We start from the raw sequence: 19,735 nt of genomic DNA, 5'->3' as shown, positions 1-19,735 counted from the left end.
ATATGACGGAAAGAATTTAGCGGTGCATCATTTTGATGCTTCTTGGTGGGATGTAAAAGATGAGGTATCCTACAAAAATGTCGTTTTACAGGATTATTTTAAGAATCATGTTTATACTTCATCAGATATACAAAGTGAGATTCAAAAATATCAGCAGCTCATTCACACGTATGAAAACACATTATCTTGGAAGATTACCTCACCATTAAGGAAAATTAGCGCCTTGATAAGGAAGATAAAAAATGATGGTTAAAAAATACGGGCTACTAGTAATCATACTTTTTTTTGTAATATTAGCTGATTCGATTTATTTAACGGATGCGCTGACTCGATTTACTGTTAATTCGATGTTACAGTATACTTTTGTCTTACTGTATTTTTTCTTGCTGTTTTCTATTATATTTTGTTTTACTGTTATTAAGATTAAGAAAGAAACCTCTCGTTCGAGTTATAGGAAAAAATTACTTTTTTCTGTAATAAGTGCAGCTATATTGCTTGTACTGGGGAATTCCATGCTGGTGAATCATTTGTATAAACCATCAACTCTTGAAATAGTAGCTAGTGGGGAAAAAAATGTTGAATCTAAATCAACAGAAGTATGGGTTACCGACATTTTTATTAATGGAGATAAAGCTAATTTCGATTATTTGCCTTGGAGTGGTGGTTGGCAAGTAAAAGACAAAGCTTTATTAAGTTCTGCGAAAGTACCGCAGTCATTAAAGATTAAACTGCCGGCTTCAAAAGATATAAGGGTGAAATTTTTGAAGCATGAGTGGTCAGGCATTGTTGTGATTAAAGATGGCGGTAAAGAGAAATCGTTGGATCTCTACTCTTCCAAAGCATCTAGTTATGAATACAAAGTGAATGGAAGTGAGAATCATCCTTCTGATATAAGACGGATTTCTGATTTATTTATGGCTTTTATTTTATTATTGAGTATTTCCTTTTTGGTCAGTATTTATATAAAAAAATAGTTTACTAAAATTCATAAGGGGACCTATGTAAATGGAAATTGCAGTTTTAATTCCTTGTTATAATGAAGAACAAACGATCGGAAAAGTCATACGAGATTTTAGAAAAGAATTACCTTTTTCGAAGATTTATGTTTATGATAATAATTCTAAAGATAAAACAGTGAAGGTTGCGCTTGAAAATGGAGCCATTGTAAAGCATGAGTATAGGCAAGGTAAAGGTAGTGTAGTTCGATCTATGTTTATGGACATTGAAGCTGATTTTTATATTATGGTTGACGGGGACGACACTTACCCGGCTGAGTATGTGCATAGATTAATCGAGCCATTGAAAGAGAATAAAGCAGATATGGTTATTGGAGATAGACTTTCAAATGGGACTTATGCGAATGAAAATAAGCGGAACCTCCATGGCTTTGGTAATGATTTAGTCAAAAATATGATTAACTTTCTTTATAAAAGTAATGTAAAGGATATTATGACAGGTTATAGAGCTTTTAATAAATTTTTTGTTAAATCATTTCCGGTTATGAGCCCGGGATTTGAGATTGAAACTGAACTAACCATTCATACGTTGGATAAACGCTTCTCCCTAAAAGAAGTTCAAATTGATTATAGGGATCGGCCAGAAGGTAGCGAATCTAAATTAAATACATTAAGGGATGGCTATAAAGTTCTGAAAACAATACTTATGCTTTTTAAAGAGTTTAAACCTTTGTTTTTTTTCAATATTTGGTCTGCTCTTCTTCTTATATTAGGCCTTTTAGTGGGGGCACCCGTTATTATTGAATATATATATACGAGTTTTGTTACAAAATTACCATCAGCTGTTTTAGCGGTGGGTTTTGTTTTACTGTCTATCATTAGTTTTACTTGTGGTTTAATATTAGATACAGTGGTAGCGAACTATCGAAAACAGTATGAATTGGAATTGCATCGTATTAAGCAAGAGGTAGGTATAAAGGTATGATTTTGTTTAATAATCTAACAACTAAGATTAATTTTTTTTGTTTAGTTCTGTCTATTGCTTTAGGTAGTGGCTTGGTGCATCTTCTCACTACTAATGTTTCATTAATAAAATGGTTATTAAGCATAATAATTGTTTTCGTTTCTTTAAATCACCTTGTTATAAGTAAGAATTTGAATAATTTAGAAATAAAGCCTTCGCTGAAATCATGGTATAATTATATTTTTTGTCTAGCGCTTACTCTTTTTCTATTTGTTAGTTTAATGGGTTCTTTTTTTAAACGTGGTTACAATTTATTTGGTTTTGCGTTCATAAGTATTACTGCATTTATTGCTTTGTTTTGTATTGTACTCGCTTTAACTCAATTTTTAATGAAATCAGGTTCAGGAATTTCATTTGTTGAAGGAAGAAAAATTAAAATTTTGTTTTTTGCGACTCCCTCTTTTGTTATTTTTTTAGTTTACTTTTTGGCTTTTTATCCTGGAGTTTTGTCGCCAGATTCTTTAGATCAATGGTCTCAAATATTCACCGGAAAATTTGATGATTGGCATCCAGTAGCACATACGTGGTTCATCATGTTTACGACTCTGTTAGGGAACACACCAGCAGCTTTCTCAATTATCCAAATAATTATCATGTCCTTGATAATAGGATACTGTGGGTATACTTTTGAGAGGTATGGAGTTAAGAAGATTTTTGTTTATTCGTCTGTTATTTTTCTAACCTTAGTTCCTATTAATGGGATTTATTCCATCACAATGTGGAAAGATATTTTGTATAGTGGGCTTCTCTGTTTAATAAGCTTATATATTGCTAATATTGTTATTTCTAATGGACTATGGCTTGATTCTAAGTTGAATGGAACTTTATTCGTTATAGCTTCGGTTGGAGTAACACTTTTTCGACATAACGGATTTATAATTTTTTTATTGACATTGATTATTTCAATCGTAGTTTTCAAAAAGAAGCTTATGAAATTCTATTTATGGTCAATTCCGGTACTGTTAATTTATTTTATCGTTACAATTCCTGTTTTTAATGCTTTGAAAGTCACCTCTTCAGACCCTAACGAAGCTCTTGCAATACCCACACAACAAGTTGCTAGTGTTATTGCCCTTGATGGCAAAATGACCAATGAACAATTAGAATTTTTTGCTAACATATTGCCGATAAACGTCTGGAAAAGTCAATATAATCCATATACGGTAGACTCTTTGAAATTCAATAAGGAATTTAATAGAGGATTCCTCAGAGAGAATAGAAGTGAGTTTCTTAAGAATTGGTTAACATTGTGCATACAGAATCCTAATATTGTAATAAAAAGTTATCTAAAACAAGTTTCGAATGTTTGGCAGATAACACAATTTAACGATGGTGTTACATCACTATATTCAACATCAATAACCGAAAATAATAACTCAATTAAATATGGTTTATCAAACAAGATCATCAGTGACGGGTTGACAGAAAATGTATCTCGGATTTTAGAGTTTTCAAGAAATAGTATAATATGGAGAGCTGCCTTGTACAATGTATTGATTATATTATCCATTTATATAATTGTACGGCGTAGAAACTATGCGTTAGTCATAGTAGCACTGCCTGTAACGCTTAATACTCTAACCATCATGGCTGCAACACCAGCTCAGGATTTTAGATATTTATATGCGAATTTGCTCGTTTCTATTGTTGTTTTTCTTACATCTTTTCTGAAATTTGTAAAGAAGGCAGTTCATTAAGGAGGCGTATTGGTAATTAAAAGATTTAACTTTTTTTATAGAAATAGCAGTTTGGGAATAATACTTATTTTATTTTCTGCTTTACTTACTGCTGTTGGACAAGCATTATGGAAGGTTTCTGGAACCAATAATTTATATATTCTAGCTTTAGGATTAATTCTATATGTATGTGGTGCTGTTTTAATGATGATTGCTTTTAGGTTTGGAGATTTATCTGTTCTTCATCCGCTTTTAAGTTTTGGCTATATATTTGCTGTATTAATAGGTGGTTACTTCTTAAAGGAACAGATAGGATTTAAGGAAATCGTAGGTATAATTATGATAGTTTTGGGGGCTGTCTTAATCAGTGTGGAGAGAAAATGAAATATTACTCTTTGTTTTAATGACGATGTTTGGTGCTTTGGGAGGACTTTTTCTTAAAAAACTCTCTTTGTACACAATAGGAATCAATAAACCTTTTTTAATGCATTTTTTTTTGGCAGGTTTTCTTTACGCTTTGGGGGCATTTCTCAATATTATATTATTAAAGTTTATTCCATATACAGTTGTGTATCCTTTAACCGCCTTCACTTATATATGGACATTAATATTCTCCAGAATATTTTTAAAAGAAACTATAAGTGTTACAAAGATTGGGGGGGTACTTTTGATAATTTGCGGAGCGTTTGTTTTGATTCTTTAAATATATCACTATTGTAATATGAGGACTTTCTTGCATACATCGTAGAAGAGGATGAATTTTATTGACTGTAAAAGATGGGAAAATCGATTTTATACAGATGTTACGAGGGATTGCTGCTGTTTCTGTAACAATATTTCATGCGAGAGGCCATCTTCCTAGTCAATCGCCTTTTTCCCAGTGGCTGTTTTCTGCTGCATCGTCTGGTGTAGATATATTTTTTATGATTAGTGGCTTCATTATGGTGTATACAACTAGGAATAGTAACGGTTCTTTTTTGTATTTTTCTAAATTTATGCTAAAAAGATTTGCGAGAATTTGGCCTATGTATCTTGTATTGACTTTCTTATACATAATACTTATGCTGCTAAGTGCTTACATTATTAACCGAGTGGATGTCGATCCTTCAGTCACAGACATACTTAAATCCCTATTCTTTATTCCATTAATTTTAGACAAAAGTGACGGGCCTTTCTGGGGAGGTTCTGTTCTTCATACGGGATGGACTCTTAATTTTGAGATGTACTTTTATTCATTCTTTGCAATATCGTTACTGTTTGGAAGGTATAAATGGCTATTGTTTTTTTCTTGGGTAATATTCACTCTAATATTACTTCCGAGTATGGCAGGGAACATTTCTTTAGATCCCAAGCACTATTATGGTTGGGACTGGGGATATCTTAATTTAATCACTTCCCCTTTGATTTGGGAATTTGTTGTAGGCGTCATCATAGGATTGATATATTTTTCTAAACTCAGAATAAAAAACACTAAAATATGTTGGTTGCTCTGTTTACTGGCTTTATCCTTTACAATGTGGTATTTTCTTGGGGGTATTAACCCCGGCTTTGGAATAGTTAATTGGGGACTGCCTTATGTAATTTTGTTTTCTATTTTGGTGATCTCAAGCAAAAGTATCGAGATTAAAAGCCCTTATTTTTTAGTGTGGCTTGGTAATATTTCTTTTTCATTATATCTAATCCACCCTTTAGTAATTCATCCTCTTGCCAATATTGCATGGGAGTTTGAATCGCTAAGAAATTCTTTACAGGATATGTCATATATCATTTTTCTAACTGTTCTAAGTATTTGTTTTGCGGCAGTTGCTCACGAATTTTTAGAGAAAAGGTTATCAAATTGGTTCCGTGATAAACTTTTTACTTTACTAAAAATTAAGTCTGAAGGTCGTAAAGATGTTTCATCTAATTAATTTTTTCTGAAAATCGTATTAATATATGTATTAGTACAAGGAGGGCGCTATGAAAGGTATAATTCTTGCGGGCGGGACTGGTTCTCGCCTTTTTCCTTTAACCAAGGTAACCAATAAGCACTTGCTTCCTGTCGGTAAGTATCCCATGATCTTTCATTCCATATATAAGCTAAAAAAAGCTGATATTACGGACATCCTTATTGTAACAGGTAAAGAACACATGGGGGATGTTGTAAATCTGCTTGGAAGCGGTCGTGATATGGGCGTAACTTTTACATATAAGGTACAGGACGAAGCGGGTGGCATTGCGCAGGCGTTAGATCTGGCAGAGCATTTCGTTGGCAAAGATCAAATGGTCGTTATTTTGGGGGACAATGTGTTTGAGGATGATATCTCTCCGTTTGTGCAAAATTTTCGTAAACAGAATGTTGGTGCTAAATTATTATTGCAAAAGGTCCATGATCCGCAGCGATTTGGTGTGGCAGAAATTCAAAATCAACGTATTCTATCTATAGAAGAAAAACCTCAGATGCCTAAAAGCGATTATGCAGTTACGGGCATTTACATGTTTGATCATAATGTTTTTAATATTGTGAAAACCCTAAAACCTTCGACACGTGGAGAATTAGAGATTACAGACGTTAACAATGCGTATATTGCTAACGGAACATTGACCTATGATATTCTTCAAGGTTGGTGGACGGATGCAGGAACGCATACTTCGCTTGCCAGAGCAAATGAACTCGCGCAAAATATTATATTTGGTGAGGAATTTGGTAAGTTAAAGTTGTAATGCAAAGTTTCACAGCATTGAGGGAAGGACGTATAGCATGAAAGTGATACCTTTAAAATTAACAGGTGCAAGTATAATGGAGCCGACTGTTCATGGTGATCAACGCGGTTTTTTTATGGAAAGTTATAATCAACAGGTTATGCAAAGTGAGGGGATTAATCATACTTTTGTTCAGGATAACCAATCTCTTTCTGCTGATGCAGGAGTTATACGTGGGTTGCATTACCAATTAAATCCGAAGGCACAAACGAAACTTATCAGGGTACTCACAGGGGCTATCTATGATGTGATTTTGGACATTCGAAAAAGTTCTCCTACGTTTGGGCAATGGATGAGTGTCGTTCTAAGTGAGCATAATCGTCGCCAGTTACTGGTACCTAAGGGGTTTGCTCATGGTTTTTGTACGCTTGTTCCCAATACTCAGGTGTTGTATAAGGTTGATGAATATTACTCTCCTTTGCACGACAGAGGGATACGGTGGAATGACCCTGCATTGAGTATTGACTGGCCTACCTCCAAGGCGATACTGTCAGAGAAGGATAAACAGCAGCCCGTTCTGACAGATGCGGAAATCAATTTTGATTAGAAGCTAACACAAATTAATACTTTGAATGCTTTTGAGTTAAGAAAATGAGTCAGAAGTCTAATATACTTTAGACATTGCTCAGCTAAGGAGGTCAGTATGAAACTTCTTGTCACCGGCGGGGCCGGATTTATAGGCAGTAACTTTGTATTGTATATGTTAAAACAGCATCCAGATTATGAAATTGTAAATATAGATGCTCTTACCTATGCAGGTAACCTGGAAAATTTGAAATCCATTGAAAATAACTCCAAGCATAGCTTCATCAAAGCAGATATTACCGACGCACAAGCGATTGACCAGCTGATGCAGCAGGGGATTGATGTGGTGGTTAATTTTGCAGCTGAGTCACATGTGGATCGAAGTATTCTGGAACCGGAAGTGTTTGTGAAAACAAACATATTGGGTACGCAAGTGCTACTGGACGCAGCCAAGAAATATAACGTGACTAAGTTTGTACAGGTATCAACAGATGAGGTTTACGGTTCTCTGGGAGAAACAGGATTGTTTACGGAGGAAACTCCGTTGCAACCCAATAGTCCTTATTCTGCATCCAAGGCAGGCGGCGATCTGCTAGTTCGTGCATATCATGAAACCTTCGGTTTACCAGTGAATATCACGCGTTGTTCCAACAACTATGGTCCATATCAGTTTCCTGAGAAATTGATCCCGCTAATGATCTCACGTGCATTGAGCGACCAACAGCTACCTGTATACGGGGATGGCTTGAACATTCGCGACTGGTTGTATGTAGAGGATCATTGCAGCGCAATTGATCTAGTCATTCATCAGGGTAAACTGGGTGAAGTATACAATATCGGGGGAAATAACGAGCGGACAAATGTGCATATCGTCAAAACAGTATTAGAGGAGCTGGGCAAGCCAGAATCTCTGATTTCGTATGTGCAGGATCGTCCAGGACATGACCGCCGTTATGGCATTGATCCAACGAAGACCATGAATGAGCTGGGCTGGAAGCCAAAGCACTCTTTTGAAACCGGCATTAAAGAGACGATTCGCTGGTATCTGGACAATGAAGAATGGTGGACTCGCATTCAATCTGGCGAATATCAACAATACTATGCAAAGCAGTACGGTTCCCGCTTGGGGGATGCGTAGAATGAAGGTATTGGTTACTGGAGCATCCGGTCAACTTGGTAAAGACGTAGTAAAGGTTTTTCAAGAGCAAGGACATGATGTCCTTGGTTACGATCGGGGACAATTGGATATCACGGATTTGCAGCAGACTGTGAAGATTGTAGGACAATATCAACCTGATGCCGTAATCCATTGTGCAGCGTATACGGCTGTGGATGCAGCGGAGACTGATGTCGATGGGGCTTATCAAGTCAACGCGGCAGGTACACGTAATATGGCGTTGGCTGCGGAAAAGGTTGGAGCCAAGCTGGTTTATATCAGCACAGATTATGTGTTCGATGGAACGGCAAAGCAGCCATATCATGAGTACGATAATACCAATCCGCAGAGTATCTATGGAAAGTCCAAACGGGCGGGGGAGGTATTGACCCAAACACTTTCCTCTAGGTATTTTATTGTTCGTACATCTTGGGTATATGGATTGCACGGGAACAATTTTGTCAAAACGATGCTGAAGCTTGGACAGGAGAAGCCGCTTCTCCAGGTGGTGAATGATCAGAAGGGTTCACCTACCTATACGGTGGATTTGGCACGTTTTTTGGCGGAATTGATTCAAACGGAGAAGTATGGCGTATACCATGCATCCAATAGTGGCTCCTGTACCTGGTATGAATTTACGCAAGCTATTTTACAGGATGCGGCGGAAATATTAGATGCCAAGATCACAGCGAAATTGGAGCCGTGCAGCACAGAGCAATTCCCCAGACCAGCAGCGCGGCCACGCAACTCTGTTATGGAGCATATAGCGATCCGAACCAACGGGTTAAATGATTTGCGCGACTGGCGTGAGGGATTGCGTGATTTTATACAGAATTATTGCAGTCAATCATAAGGAAGATTTTACTTGCACCTAAAAGCTTAGAAATAGGCCTAACTTCAAATATATTTGGTCTCAATAATCATCTGAAAAAGTCGAGTTCATACTCGGCTTTTTTTATTTTATTGAAACATTTTCCATATCACTGCGTCTATTGTGGTATATAACAATCTATAGACTGTAGCAGCTCTTTGAAATTATGCTGGTTTGCTCTATGATAGGAATAAGAACATCTGGAGTAAATACGCAAAAATCTCATAAACGAGGAACATGTAATCTATGATTAAATCCGTAAGTGTTCATATTGTAACGTATAACAGTGAAGAAGATATTAAAGAGTGCTTAAAGGCTGTCAGCAAGCAAAGCTACCCCCTACAAACAGTGGTTATCATAGATAATCAATCCAAGGATCAGACGGAGGAACAAGTTAAAGAAATAGCTCATTTGTTTGGTTCAAAACTCAAGTTTGTCTCTAATATCCAAAATGTCGGTTTTGCCCCTGGCCATAATCAAGCAATAGCGTTGAACGATACGGACTATGTGCTAGTACTTAACCCAGACGTTACTATAGAACCTGATTACATTGAGCGCCTGGTTGCAGTGATGGAGCATGATCAGCATATAGGCAGCGCTACAGGTCAATTGCTGCGTAAAGCCAACCGGGAGATGATAGATAGCACTGGTATTGTTATGAATTCAGCCAGAAGAGCTTTTGATCGAGGAGCAGGAGAGCCTTCAGTTCAGTGGTCAGAGTCAGGAAAGGTATTTGGTGTTTCAGGCGCAGCAGCTTTGTATTCACGGCGAATGATTAATGACATTGATCTAAATGGTGAGTTTTTTGATGGAAGCTTTTTTGCATACAAAGAAGATGTAGATGTAGCTTGGCGAGCAGCCTTGCTCGGCTGGGAAGCTTACTATGATGCTAGAGCAATAGCCTACCATGAACGTGGTTGGAAGGAAACGAGTCGTACATCCCAATCGTTGTTTGTAAGAAGACTTTCATATATTAATCGTTATAAAATGATGTATAAAAATGATACTTTCTCCGAATGGATGAAAAATATTATTTCTCTCCTTTCATATGAGATAGCAAGTAATCTGTATTTTCTTTTCAGAGAGCCAAAAGTACTTGTAGCTTGGAAGACTTTTTTCAAAGAACTGCCCGAGCTTAGGGAGAAAAGAAGGCAACTTAGAAAGAAGATTACCCTTCGTCATCATCAAAATAAATCAAAAGCTCAATAATACATTGAATTTACCGAAATGCCATCGAATGCGTGTTCCTTTATGGAAAAATATAGTATAATTGAAACGTGCAACCGATAGAGCTGGCAAGGGCGGTCGGCTAACTCTCCCGAGGAGGGGGGTGAAGCCTGTGACAGTGTTTGAGGCGCTCAGTTTAATGCTGACGTTCGGGGCGTTAATCGTCACACTGTTAGAGTTTAACAAACGAAAATAGACCGCCCCCGCAAGGAAGGGTCTATTTTCGGCCTGATTGTTCCAAAACCGTCCGCTCTTGGAGCGTTGGTTGCGCAGGGGCTGGCTGGCACCAGCCCTTTTTCCATGTATATCTTACCACGATGAATTTTAGACCTCAACCGAGGATTTTACAAAAATCTAATAAACGACTTCCAATGAACAATATATAGATCGAAATGGTTTCGTTTGTCTATATTTGCACTTTGGAGTGACTGGAATCGAATTATGTGAAATTCTACTAACTATGTAAGGTTACAAGTTATGTGCTTTTTTGCGCCCCGTGGTCTGCGCGGTATGCTATAATAGGCGATAGTAGAATAGATTACTGAATTTGTCAGGAGCGTTTTAAATATGGATGTAAGCATACTGGTCGTCAACTATAATACGTGTCAATTGACGCTGGATTGTTTGCAGTCGGTGTATGCGTCAAAGTCGCAGTACCGATATGAAGTGATTGTTATTGATAATCACTCCAGTGACGGATCTGTTGAGGCTATTCGTGCTGCATACCCGGATATTACGTTGATAGCCAATAAGAATAATACAGGTTTTGCCAAGGCGAACAACCAGGGGATGGAAGTAGCCAGCGGGCGTTATGTATTGTTATTGAACTCCGATACGTTGGTGCAACCGGACACGCTGGATACAATGATTCAGTTTATGGATACTCATCCGGAGATGGGGGCATCGGGCTGTAAGGTCATCTTGCCGGATGGATCATTAGACAAGGCTTGTAAGCGTGGCTTTCCAACGCCATCAGCTTCTTTTTACTATGCTTTTGGCTGGTCGAAGCGTTACCCGGATAACCCGAAGTACAATCAATATCAGCTCGGGCATCTAAGCCCGGATGATGAGTATCCAGTAGATGTACTGGTAGGTGCTTTTATGCTGGTGCGCCGAGAGACGATTGACCAGGTCGGTGGCTTGGATGAAACCTTTTTTATGTATGGTGAGGATATTGACTGGTGTTACCGGATTAAGCAAGCCGGGTGGGGCATTTACTACTACCCGCGCACATATATTATTCATATCAAAGGGGGCAGCGCTCGCCGTCGTCCTTTGAAAATTATTTATGAGTTTCATAGAGCTATGTGGGTATTTCATCGTAAGCACTATAAACAGCAATATAGTTGGATCACCAATATGGCTGTATATGCAGGAATTACCGTGAAATTTGGAATGGCCTTTCTAAAAAATAAGTTGTCCGCACCGGTCAAGCCGGACGGCGGGGAACAATCTCGTACTGAGGTGAAAGCATGATACGCAGAAATCAGCGTTTTTTAACCCAATTATATATTGTGGCGGATTTCGCGGTCATTCAGTTTTCCTTTCTGATCGCTTGGTTTTTCAAATTTGAAAGTGAATGGATCACCTATAAAGAACCGCTTCCTATTCAAGTATATGGAGGCTGGAGCTTGATCTACGGCTTGATTGCCGTAGTGCTGGGGATGTTATTCTCGCTCTATTCGCCCAAACGCAAAAAACGGTTTGCAGACGACGTATTCCGAGTCACCCAGATTCATATCGTTGGCCTGTTCGTGCTGTTGAGTGTGATGTTCTTCGTGAAGCAAATCGACATCTCGCGGTCCTATCTGGCAATCTATATGGTTGGAAACGTGCTGCTTATTTTGTTTTACCGATTCTTTTTGAAGCAAGTTCTTAAAGCTCTCCGTCAAAAAGGGTACAACAAGCAATTCATGCTTATTCTCGGGGCGGGTACTCTAGGCCAACGATTTTATCATAATCTTGGACAGTATCCTGATCTGGGATACGAGGTCGTGGGTTTTCTGGATGATAAGCGGCATTGGAGTGAAGAAGAAGAAGCGCATTTCCGCCCGATTCTTGGAGGCTTAGATCAATTGGAGGCTACGCTGTCGCGTCTGATGATTGACGAGGTCATTCTGGCGCTGCCGCTGGATGCTCATGATAAGTACCCCAAGATTATCAACATGTGTGAAAAGGCTGGAGTGCGCACGCTTATAATCCCCGACTTTTTCGATTATTTGCCGGCTCGTCCGTACTTTGATAACTTTGCAGGTATGCCGATGATCAATGTACGGGATATTCCACTGGATGTGGCGGGGAATCGATTGTTTAAGCGTCTGTTCGATATTTTATTCTCTTTATTCGCGATCCTCCTGACCTCTCCGATCATGCTGGCAGTGGCGATTGGTGTGATGATTACATCCAGAGGGCCCATCATTTTTAAGCAGGAGCGGGTAGGCTTGAACCGTCGCACCTTCCGAATGTACAAATTTCGTTCGATGAAGGTGTTACCTCCTGGAACTGAAGATACGGGCTGGACGACTGCTAATGACCCAAGACGCACACGTTTTGGTACTTTTATTCGTAAAACGAGCCTTGACGAGCTGCCGCAATTTTTCAACGTTCTGCTTGGTGATATGAGTGTCGTTGGTCCACGCCCAGAACGACCCTATTATGTGGATCAGTTCCGTGAGGAAATTCCAAAATACATGGTGAAGCATCATGTTCGTCCCGGAATCACAGGCTGGGCACAGAGCAACGGGTTGCGTGGAGATACATCTATTGAGGAACGGATTAAGCATGACATTTTCTATATTGAGAACTGGTCGCTCTTATTCGATATTAAAATTATTTTCCGTACGATTCGCAATGGTTTCAAGAACGCGTATTAATCCAGAGTCACCCTTCGGTTTAGCCGGAGGGTGTTTTTGCGTCTGGCAGTTGTTTTGAGTATGCGTATGTGGGGTATTGACCTGTACGAAAAGGATGTGACACCCTATGAAACGATTGATTGCTACGGTCATTCTTTTAGTGTTAATCGGCACAATTTTACTGGCTTACAAAGGGCAATCTACAGAAGAACATACTGGCTTTACCACGCACCGCGTGATTTCGCATGCCATGGGAGCTGTTGATGGTTTGGCCTATACTAATGCGCGTGAAGCGTTTGTGGAAAATTATAAAAAAGGCAGCCGCGTATTCGAGGTCGACCTGATGTTTACTTCGGATGGACAATTGGTGGCGCGCCATGAATGGACAGAATCTTTTACAGAGCAAATGCAACAGGAACACGCAGTTGCTACAGAACAGGGCGGAAAACCTTGGAGCTATCACCAATTTAAGAACACACCCATACACGGTTCCTATACCCCAGTAGATTGGAAGGATGTATTGGATTTATTGGAAACATACCCGGATGCTTATATTGTGACCGATACGAAAGAACAGGACCCTGCCCAAATCAAACAGTTGTTTGCACAACTGACCCGTCAGGCACAGGAGAAAAACCCCAAGCTTTTGTCCCGTATTGTTCCTCAAATTTACAATGAAGAAATGCTGCAAACGTTGCGGAGTATTTATCCCTATCCATCCGTTATTTATACGCTCTATGCCACAGAGGATAAAGATGACCAGATCGTTCGATTTGTACAACAAAATGATATAACGGCAGTAACTTTACCAGAGAATCGGGTGAGTGGTGCTTTAGTGGAAAGTTTGCGTCAGGCAGGGGCAGTATGCTACGTAAATACCATTAATGAGTTGAAGGATGCGGCTGAGTATGAACAGATGGGTGTGCGAGGTTTCTATACAGATATTTTAACGGAAAAAGAACTTAGTAAACGCAGTTGGTTGTATGCGCTACGACCATGAGCTGTCTGAACGGGGTGTTCCCATTTGATACGAACATTGACACCTTTTAAGCACTGTCATAGACTTAGCATAGAACGCTTTTGGATATTGGAATTCGGCTCGACTGGATCATGACAAAAGCAATGGATGCTGGAGGAATGTGTGTTGGCAGATTCAATTCAATCATGGAGGCATGTGTTTAAGCTTGATCCTGACAAGGAACTGGATGATGAGGCACTTGACGCCGTGTGTATGTCTGGTACGGATGCGATTATGGTAGGAGGTTCATCAGGTATTACCTATGAAAATACGGTGGATTTACTGTCACGGGTTCGGCGTTATGAGGTGCCGTGTGTGCTTGAGGTGTCCGATCTGGAGGCTGTAGTGCCAGGGTTTGATCTATATATGATTCCTATGGTGCTGAATACCACTGACAGTAATTGGATTCTAGGGCAGCACCAACGTGCGATTGAACAGTTTGGTTATATGATCCCGTGGGATTTGCTTGTGGCGGAAGGATATATTGTTTTGAACGGTGATTCTACGGTCGCTAAGCTTACCGGAGCAGATACTTCGCTGGGTGCTTCATCTGCCGTCTCATATGCACAGATTGCTGACAAGCTCATGCATCTGCCGATTGTATATGTGGAATATAGCGGTGCTTTTGGGGATATGGAGCTGGTGCAGAAAATACATCGCAGTACGGAGCGCTCTCGTGTCCTATACGGAGGAGGTATCGTGGATAAATCTACCGCGTTACAAGCGGCTGCTGTTTGTGACACCATTGTAGTAGGGAACATCATTTATCGTGACTTGGCGAAAGCACTGGAAACGGTAGCTGTGAAATTGGAAGTATAGAACGTGAATTTATGGAAGCTCAGGGAAAGGAGCATGCACGCATGCAATCAATAGATATACACGAGGCGGTAGCTCGCCTTAATCCGCCTCAGCGTCAGGCTGTGGAGGCGGTAGATGGTCCGCTGCTGATTATGGCTGGCGCAGGCAGTGGTAAAACACGGGTGCTCACGCACCGAATAGCCTACCTCATCGCGACCCGCAAGACGGCTCCATGGGGCATTTTGGCGATTACCTTTACGAACAAGGCTGCGCGTGAAATGCAGGATCGCGTATCCAAGCTAATTGGCCCGCAGGGGAGAGATGTGTGGGTATCCACCTTCCACTCGATGTGTGTGCGTATTTTACGTCGGGATATCGAGCGGATTGGCTTCACCTCCAATTTCAGCATTTTGGATTCTACGGATCAATTGTCTGTCATTCGGAGCTGCATGAAGGATCTGAATATAGACACCAAAAAGTTTGAACCCAAAGCGGTTCAGTCTATGATGAGTACGGCTAAAAATGAACTGGTCACTCCCGAAATGTATGAGCGCAAGATTGGCGACTATTTTGAGGGGATTGTGGCGAAGGTATATACCAAGTACCAACAACGGCTCAAAAATAACAACTCTCTTGATTTTGATGATTTGATCATGGCAACGATTCAGCTTTTTAAAGAAGTACCTGAGGTACTGGATTTCTATCAGAAAAAATTTCAATACATTCATGTTGATGAATATCAGGATACGAACCGTGCGCAGTACATGCTGTGCAAAATGCTGGCCGACAAGCATCACCGGATTTGCGTAGTAGGTGACAGTGACCAATCCATCTATCGGTGGCGGGGTGCGGATATTAGCAACATTTTGAATTTTGAAGAGGACTACCCGGAAGCGCGCACCATTTTGCTGGAGCAGAACTATCGGTCCACCTCAAATATTCTCAATGCTGCCAACGAAGTTATTGGTCAAAATACAGGCCGCAAGCCGAAAAAACTATGGACTGACAAAGAAGGCGGAGCCAAGATTAAAGTTTATCGTGCTGACTCTGAGCATGATGAGGGCTATTTTATCGCCTCCGAAATTCATAAGAATATTAATGCGGGCAAAATCTATAGCCATCATGCCATTTTGTACCGTACGAATGCTCAGTCTCGGGTTGTCGAGGAAATTTTGATTAAATCGGATATTCCTTACCAGATCGTGGGCGGTATTAAGTTCTATGATCGGAAGGAAATTAAGGATTTGCTGGCGTATCTTCGCCTGCTCTCTAATCCTGACGACGACATCAGCTTGATCCGAATCATTAATGTGCCAAAACGAAGCATCGGAGACACAACCGTCGGCAAATTGCAGGCAGCTGCAGCAGAACGTGGAGTTTCAATTTTCCGTGTCCTTCAAGTTGTAGACGATTTGGGCTTTGCAGGACGTACGCGCAATGCGTTGGTAGAGTTTTACGATATGATCGAAGGTTTAAGTCGGATGGTAGACTACCTGTCGGTTACCGAGTTAACAGAAAAAATGCTGGAAACCACCCAATATCGCTTGGAGCTGCAAAACGAGAATACACTCGAGTCGCGCTCACGTTTGGAGAATATTGATGAGTTCCTGTCGGTAACCATGGAATTTGAAAAAGGAGCGGAAGACAAGTCACTCGTCTCCTTCCTGACCGACCTTGCTCTGATTGCCGATATTGATTCCATGAATGACGATGAAGAAGAGCAAAGCGATGCGGTTGTATTGATGACCATGCATAGCGCCAAAGGATTGGAGTTTCCCATCGTATTTATTGTCGGTATGGAGGAGGGAGTATTCCCTCATAGTCGTGCCTTTCTGGATAACGAAGAGCTGGAGGAAGAGCGCAGATTGGCGTATGTCGGGATCACCCGTGCAGAGGAGCAACTGTTCCTTACATGCGCACAGATGCGCACTCTGTTTGGCCGCACCACAGCTAACCCGCCTTCCCGCTTTCTCGAAGAGATTCCGGACGAGTTAAAAGAGGATACGATCATCAAACGTGACCGCTACCGTCGTTCAGGCAATGTAGGCGGATCTTATGGTGGGCGCGGACTGAATAAAGGTAGTGGCAGCAACTTTGGTGGAGAACGCTCGTTTGATACGATGAGCCGTAGTGGTTCGTCCGCTTCCGCGTCACCCCGAGTAACAGTAACGACATCTTCATCCACGAAACCCACTCCGGCTGCTTCGGCAGGAGGTTCCTCCATTTTTGCTGCTGGAGACAAGGTACAGCATGGTAAATGGGGGATTGGAACTATTGTAGCTGTAAAAGGGACGGGCAATGATATGGAGCTTCAAATTGCTTTCCCGGCTCCAGTAGGGGTTAAACGACTGTTAGCTGGCTTTGCACCTATTACAAAAGTAGAATAATTCTCAAACATCATTAAATCTCGAACCTCATGAGTGGCAGCTTGGCTTAGGGCCTCTGCCCTGATGAAGTTCCCGGAGGGATACGCCTGCATGAACCCAATGCACAGGATGGAGCAGCTTGTTGCTGAACTGAACACATATAACTATCATTACTACACACTGGATGAACCCAAGATCAGCGACAAAGAATATGATGTGCTTTATGACGAGCTGGTAGCGCTTGAACAGACGTGCGGCCTTGTGCTGCCGGATTCGCCGACACAGCGTGTGGGCGGGGAGTTACTCAAAGGGTTCACACCGCATCGCCACCTTGCCCCATTATGGAGCCTTGATAAAGCTCAGAATATGGAACAGCTGCGTGCATGGAACGCGCGTGTCGTGAAGCTGGTCAATGATTACAATACTAAGAACCCGGAGCAACCTTTGCCATCTCCAGGCTATGCGATAGAACTTAAATTCGATGGACTGACGCTGAACCTGACGTATACAGATGGACAGCTGGTACAGGCTTCTACCCGCGGTAATGGCGTGGTGGGTGAGGGAATACTGGCACAGGTGAAGACGATTAAATCCGTGCCACTTACAATTCCTTTTCGAAATGGAACTATTGAAGTTCAGGGAGAAGGGATAATGAATCTCTCTGTATTGTCCAAATATAATGAGACTGCCGCAGACCCTCTTAAAAACGCACGCAACGCCGCAGCTGGCGCTTTGCGTAACTTGAATCCCAAAGTGACAGCAGAACGGCGATTGAATGCATTTTTCTACAATGTGGGTTATGCAGACCGGATCCAGTTTAATAGCCACCAGGAAATGATGACTTTCCTGCGTGAAAATCATTTTAAGGTAAACCCTTACTTGACTTACTTTGATAATTTTGAAGATGTAATGGAGCAACTGATTGAGATTGAAGAATCTCGTGCCGGATTGGATTACCTCATTGATGGGGCAGTATTGAAAATTACAGATATGCGCACACGTGAGGCTCTCGGGTATACCGATAAATTCCCACGCTGGGCGGTGGCCTATAAGTTCGAAGCCGAGGAAACAACTACGGTGCTTAACTCGGTTGAGTGGAATGTAGGACGAACGGGTAAAATCACCCCACTTGCAAGGGTAGAGCCGGTAGAACTGGCGGGAGTCACTGTACAAAATTGTACACTGAACAATGCTGGTGACATCGAGCGCAAAAACTTGAAGTTTGCTTTGGGTGAACGTGTGTTTATCCGTCGCTCAAACGATGTCATTCCGGAGATATTAGGAAAGGTAACATCTGAGCACGACGGAGAGGAAATTGTCGTACCAGATCATTGTCCAGCCTGCGGGTTTCCGTTGCAGCAGCGAGGTGCCCATTTATTTTGCGACAATAAGCTGGGTTGTAAACCACAAATTGTGGCTCGTATTTCCCATTTTGCTTCACGTGATGCTATGGATATTGAGACATTCAGCGACAAAACGGCCATACAGCTGCATGACGAACTGGAAGTGCGCGAGCCTGCGGATTTGTATACACTCCAATATGATGATCTTGTAAAGCTGGAGCGGTTTGGTGAGAAAAAGGCCAGTAACCTCTTGGCGGCACTAGAAAAGAGTAAAGAGAGAGATTTGGCTTCTTTCCTTTATGCTCTGGGTATACCGAATACCGGTAAAGCGACAACACGCATGTTGGCTGAACACTACCGTGATTTGCACAAGACGATGTCTGCTACAGTGGAAGAACTGATAGAACTACCGGATGTGGGCGGGATTGTAGCCGAAAGCATTGTTGCTTTCTTTGCAGATCCATTTACTCAGGCGGGAATTGAAAAGATGCTGTCTCTAGGGGTGAAAGCTCAGGCCCCTGAAGCTCCGCAGGAGAAGAAGACAGACAGCTTTTTCAGTGGCAAAACGGTCGTGCTTACAGGTACCTTGCATCAGCTTACGCGTGACGAAGCTGCATCCAAGCTGGAGGCGCTGGGAGCCAAAGTTGCGGGGTCTGTATCGAAAAAGACGGATCTAGTCATAGCTGGTGAAAAGGCTGGGAGTAAGCTGGCTAAGGCCCAACAGCTCGGAATTGACACCATAGAAGATGAGGATGAATTTATCAGACTGCTGGAACAAGAATAAATAGTTTTGCAATGAGTGCAGTCATTCCGCTCTGGGGCGGGGTGGCTGCCTTATTATCTGTTGTATAGTAGGAAATAAAATAGATATAAATAAATGCTTGCTAAATAACTTTAGGCATGATATATTATTAGACGTTGCTTTGAGAGTATCATTTCTTGAAGCGAGGTTGCTGAAAAGATAATCGAAAAAAAGATTTGACAAGAAAGCAACTAACATGATATGATCTAATTCCTGGCTCGTTGAACGAACGAGAACAGACAAGTTCTTTGAAAACTGAACAAATGGATGATGAAATAAAGATTTCTTCTTTTATAAAGAAGAATCGCTAGCATTAAAAATGAGCTTATCGCTCTTTCTATAAACCAACTTCGGTTGGTCTTTAATGGAGAGTTTGATC

Annotated in this window: 19 protein-coding genes; all 19 read left to right on the top strand. The window is 41.1% G+C overall.

The window, feature by feature from the left end:
- Nucleotides 1–253 (top strand): hypothetical protein (locus tag C1T21_RS27510; protein WP_180984654.1); only part of this gene is annotated, 253 nt, incomplete at its 5' end.
- Complete coding sequence (locus tag C1T21_RS25635; protein ID WP_103050262.1) at nt 243–974, top strand: hypothetical protein; 732 nt, start codon at nt 243–245, stop codon at nt 972–974. The genes C1T21_RS27510 and C1T21_RS25635, both read left to right, overlap by 11 nt.
- Nucleotides 975–1,005: 31 nt before the next feature.
- Nucleotides 1,006–1,941: a glycosyltransferase family 2 protein gene (locus C1T21_RS25630; protein ID WP_103050261.1), complete on the top strand. Its 936-nt coding sequence runs from the start codon at nt 1,006–1,008 to the stop codon at nt 1,939–1,941.
- Nucleotides 1,938–3,677, top strand: a complete 1,740-nt coding sequence (locus C1T21_RS25625) for a DUF6020 family protein (RefSeq protein ID WP_103050260.1) — start codon at nt 1,938–1,940, stop codon at nt 3,675–3,677. The genes C1T21_RS25630 and C1T21_RS25625 overlap by 4 nt, the downstream gene beginning before the upstream one ends.
- Before the next feature lie 9 nt (nt 3,678–3,686).
- Nucleotides 3,687–4,040 carry an EamA family transporter gene (locus C1T21_RS25620; RefSeq protein WP_258012633.1) on the top strand — a complete coding sequence of 118 codons (354 nt, stop codon included), beginning with the start codon at nt 3,687–3,689 and terminating at the stop codon, nt 4,038–4,040.
- A complete protein-coding gene (locus C1T21_RS25615) occupies nt 4,024–4,359 on the top strand; it encodes an EamA family transporter (protein ID WP_258012632.1) in 336 nt (111 codons plus the stop codon). Before C1T21_RS25620 ends, C1T21_RS25615 begins: the two co-directional genes overlap by 17 nt.
- A 61-nt stretch (nt 4,360–4,420) precedes the next feature.
- Nucleotides 4,421–5,566 carry an acyltransferase family protein gene (locus C1T21_RS25610; protein ID WP_103050259.1) on the top strand — a complete coding sequence of 382 codons (1,146 nt, stop codon included), beginning with the start codon at nt 4,421–4,423 and terminating at the stop codon, nt 5,564–5,566.
- A 49-nt stretch (nt 5,567–5,615) separates the two neighbouring features.
- Nucleotides 5,616–6,359: a sugar phosphate nucleotidyltransferase gene (locus C1T21_RS25605; RefSeq protein ID WP_103050258.1), complete on the top strand. Its 744-nt coding sequence runs from the start codon at nt 5,616–5,618 to the stop codon at nt 6,357–6,359.
- Between the two features lie 37 nt (nt 6,360–6,396).
- Complete coding sequence (rfbC, locus tag C1T21_RS25600) at nt 6,397–6,945, top strand: dTDP-4-dehydrorhamnose 3,5-epimerase (RefSeq protein WP_103050257.1); 549 nt, start codon at nt 6,397–6,399, stop codon at nt 6,943–6,945.
- A 96-nt stretch (nt 6,946–7,041) separates the two neighbouring features.
- On the top strand, nt 7,042–8,061 hold the full coding sequence (gene rfbB / locus C1T21_RS25595) for a dTDP-glucose 4,6-dehydratase (RefSeq protein WP_103050256.1): 1,020 nt from the start codon (nt 7,042–7,044) through the stop codon (nt 8,059–8,061).
- A gap of 1 nt (nt 8,062) precedes the next feature.
- On the top strand, nt 8,063–8,932 hold the full coding sequence (gene rfbD, locus C1T21_RS25590; RefSeq protein ID WP_103050255.1) for a dTDP-4-dehydrorhamnose reductase: 870 nt from the start codon (nt 8,063–8,065) through the stop codon (nt 8,930–8,932).
- Nucleotides 8,933–9,196: 264 nt separating this feature from the next.
- The gene (locus tag C1T21_RS25585; RefSeq protein WP_103050254.1) at nt 9,197–10,159 is read left to right on the top strand and encodes a glycosyltransferase family 2 protein; all 963 of its coding nucleotides are present in this window, start codon (nt 9,197–9,199) and stop codon (nt 10,157–10,159) included.
- A gap of 121 nt (nt 10,160–10,280) precedes the next feature.
- Nucleotides 10,281–10,373, top strand: coding sequence for a putative holin-like toxin (locus C1T21_RS28515; RefSeq protein WP_219727884.1), 93 nt, complete (start codon nt 10,281–10,283; stop codon nt 10,371–10,373).
- A gap of 371 nt (nt 10,374–10,744) precedes the next feature.
- Nucleotides 10,745–11,653 (top strand): glycosyltransferase family 2 protein, encoded by a 909-nt coding sequence (locus tag C1T21_RS25580; protein ID WP_103050253.1) that lies wholly within the window; start codon nt 10,745–10,747, stop codon nt 11,651–11,653.
- A complete protein-coding gene (locus C1T21_RS25575; protein WP_103050252.1) occupies nt 11,650–13,050 on the top strand; it encodes an undecaprenyl-phosphate glucose phosphotransferase in 1,401 nt (466 codons plus the stop codon). The genes C1T21_RS25580 and C1T21_RS25575 overlap by 4 nt, the downstream gene beginning before the upstream one ends.
- 106 nt (nt 13,051–13,156) lie before the next feature.
- Complete coding sequence (locus C1T21_RS25570) at nt 13,157–14,029, top strand: phosphatidylinositol-specific phospholipase C/glycerophosphodiester phosphodiesterase family protein (RefSeq protein WP_103050251.1); 873 nt, start codon at nt 13,157–13,159, stop codon at nt 14,027–14,029.
- Nucleotides 14,030–14,173: 144 nt separating this feature from the next.
- The gene (gene pcrB, locus C1T21_RS25565; RefSeq protein WP_483874467.1) at nt 14,174–14,866 is read left to right on the top strand and encodes a heptaprenylglyceryl phosphate synthase; all 693 of its coding nucleotides are present in this window, start codon (nt 14,174–14,176) and stop codon (nt 14,864–14,866) included.
- A gap of 41 nt (nt 14,867–14,907) precedes the next feature.
- On the top strand, nt 14,908–17,232 hold the full coding sequence (gene pcrA / locus C1T21_RS25560) for a DNA helicase PcrA (protein WP_103050249.1): 2,325 nt from the start codon (nt 14,908–14,910) through the stop codon (nt 17,230–17,232).
- Nucleotides 17,233–17,322: 90 nt separating this feature from the next.
- Nucleotides 17,323–19,338: an NAD-dependent DNA ligase LigA gene (gene ligA / locus C1T21_RS25555; protein ID WP_103050248.1), complete on the top strand. Its 2,016-nt coding sequence runs from the start codon at nt 17,323–17,325 to the stop codon at nt 19,336–19,338.
- Nucleotides 19,339–19,735 lie beyond the last annotated feature (397 nt).

The sequence above is a fragment of the Paenibacillus sp. F4 genome (genome assembly GCF_002894905.1).
Lineage (GTDB): Bacteria > Bacillota > Bacilli > Paenibacillales > Paenibacillaceae > Paenibacillus > Paenibacillus polymyxa_B.
The sequence above is the reverse complement of the archived record's forward strand: the minus strand, read 5'-3'. Positions and strand labels throughout refer to the sequence as shown.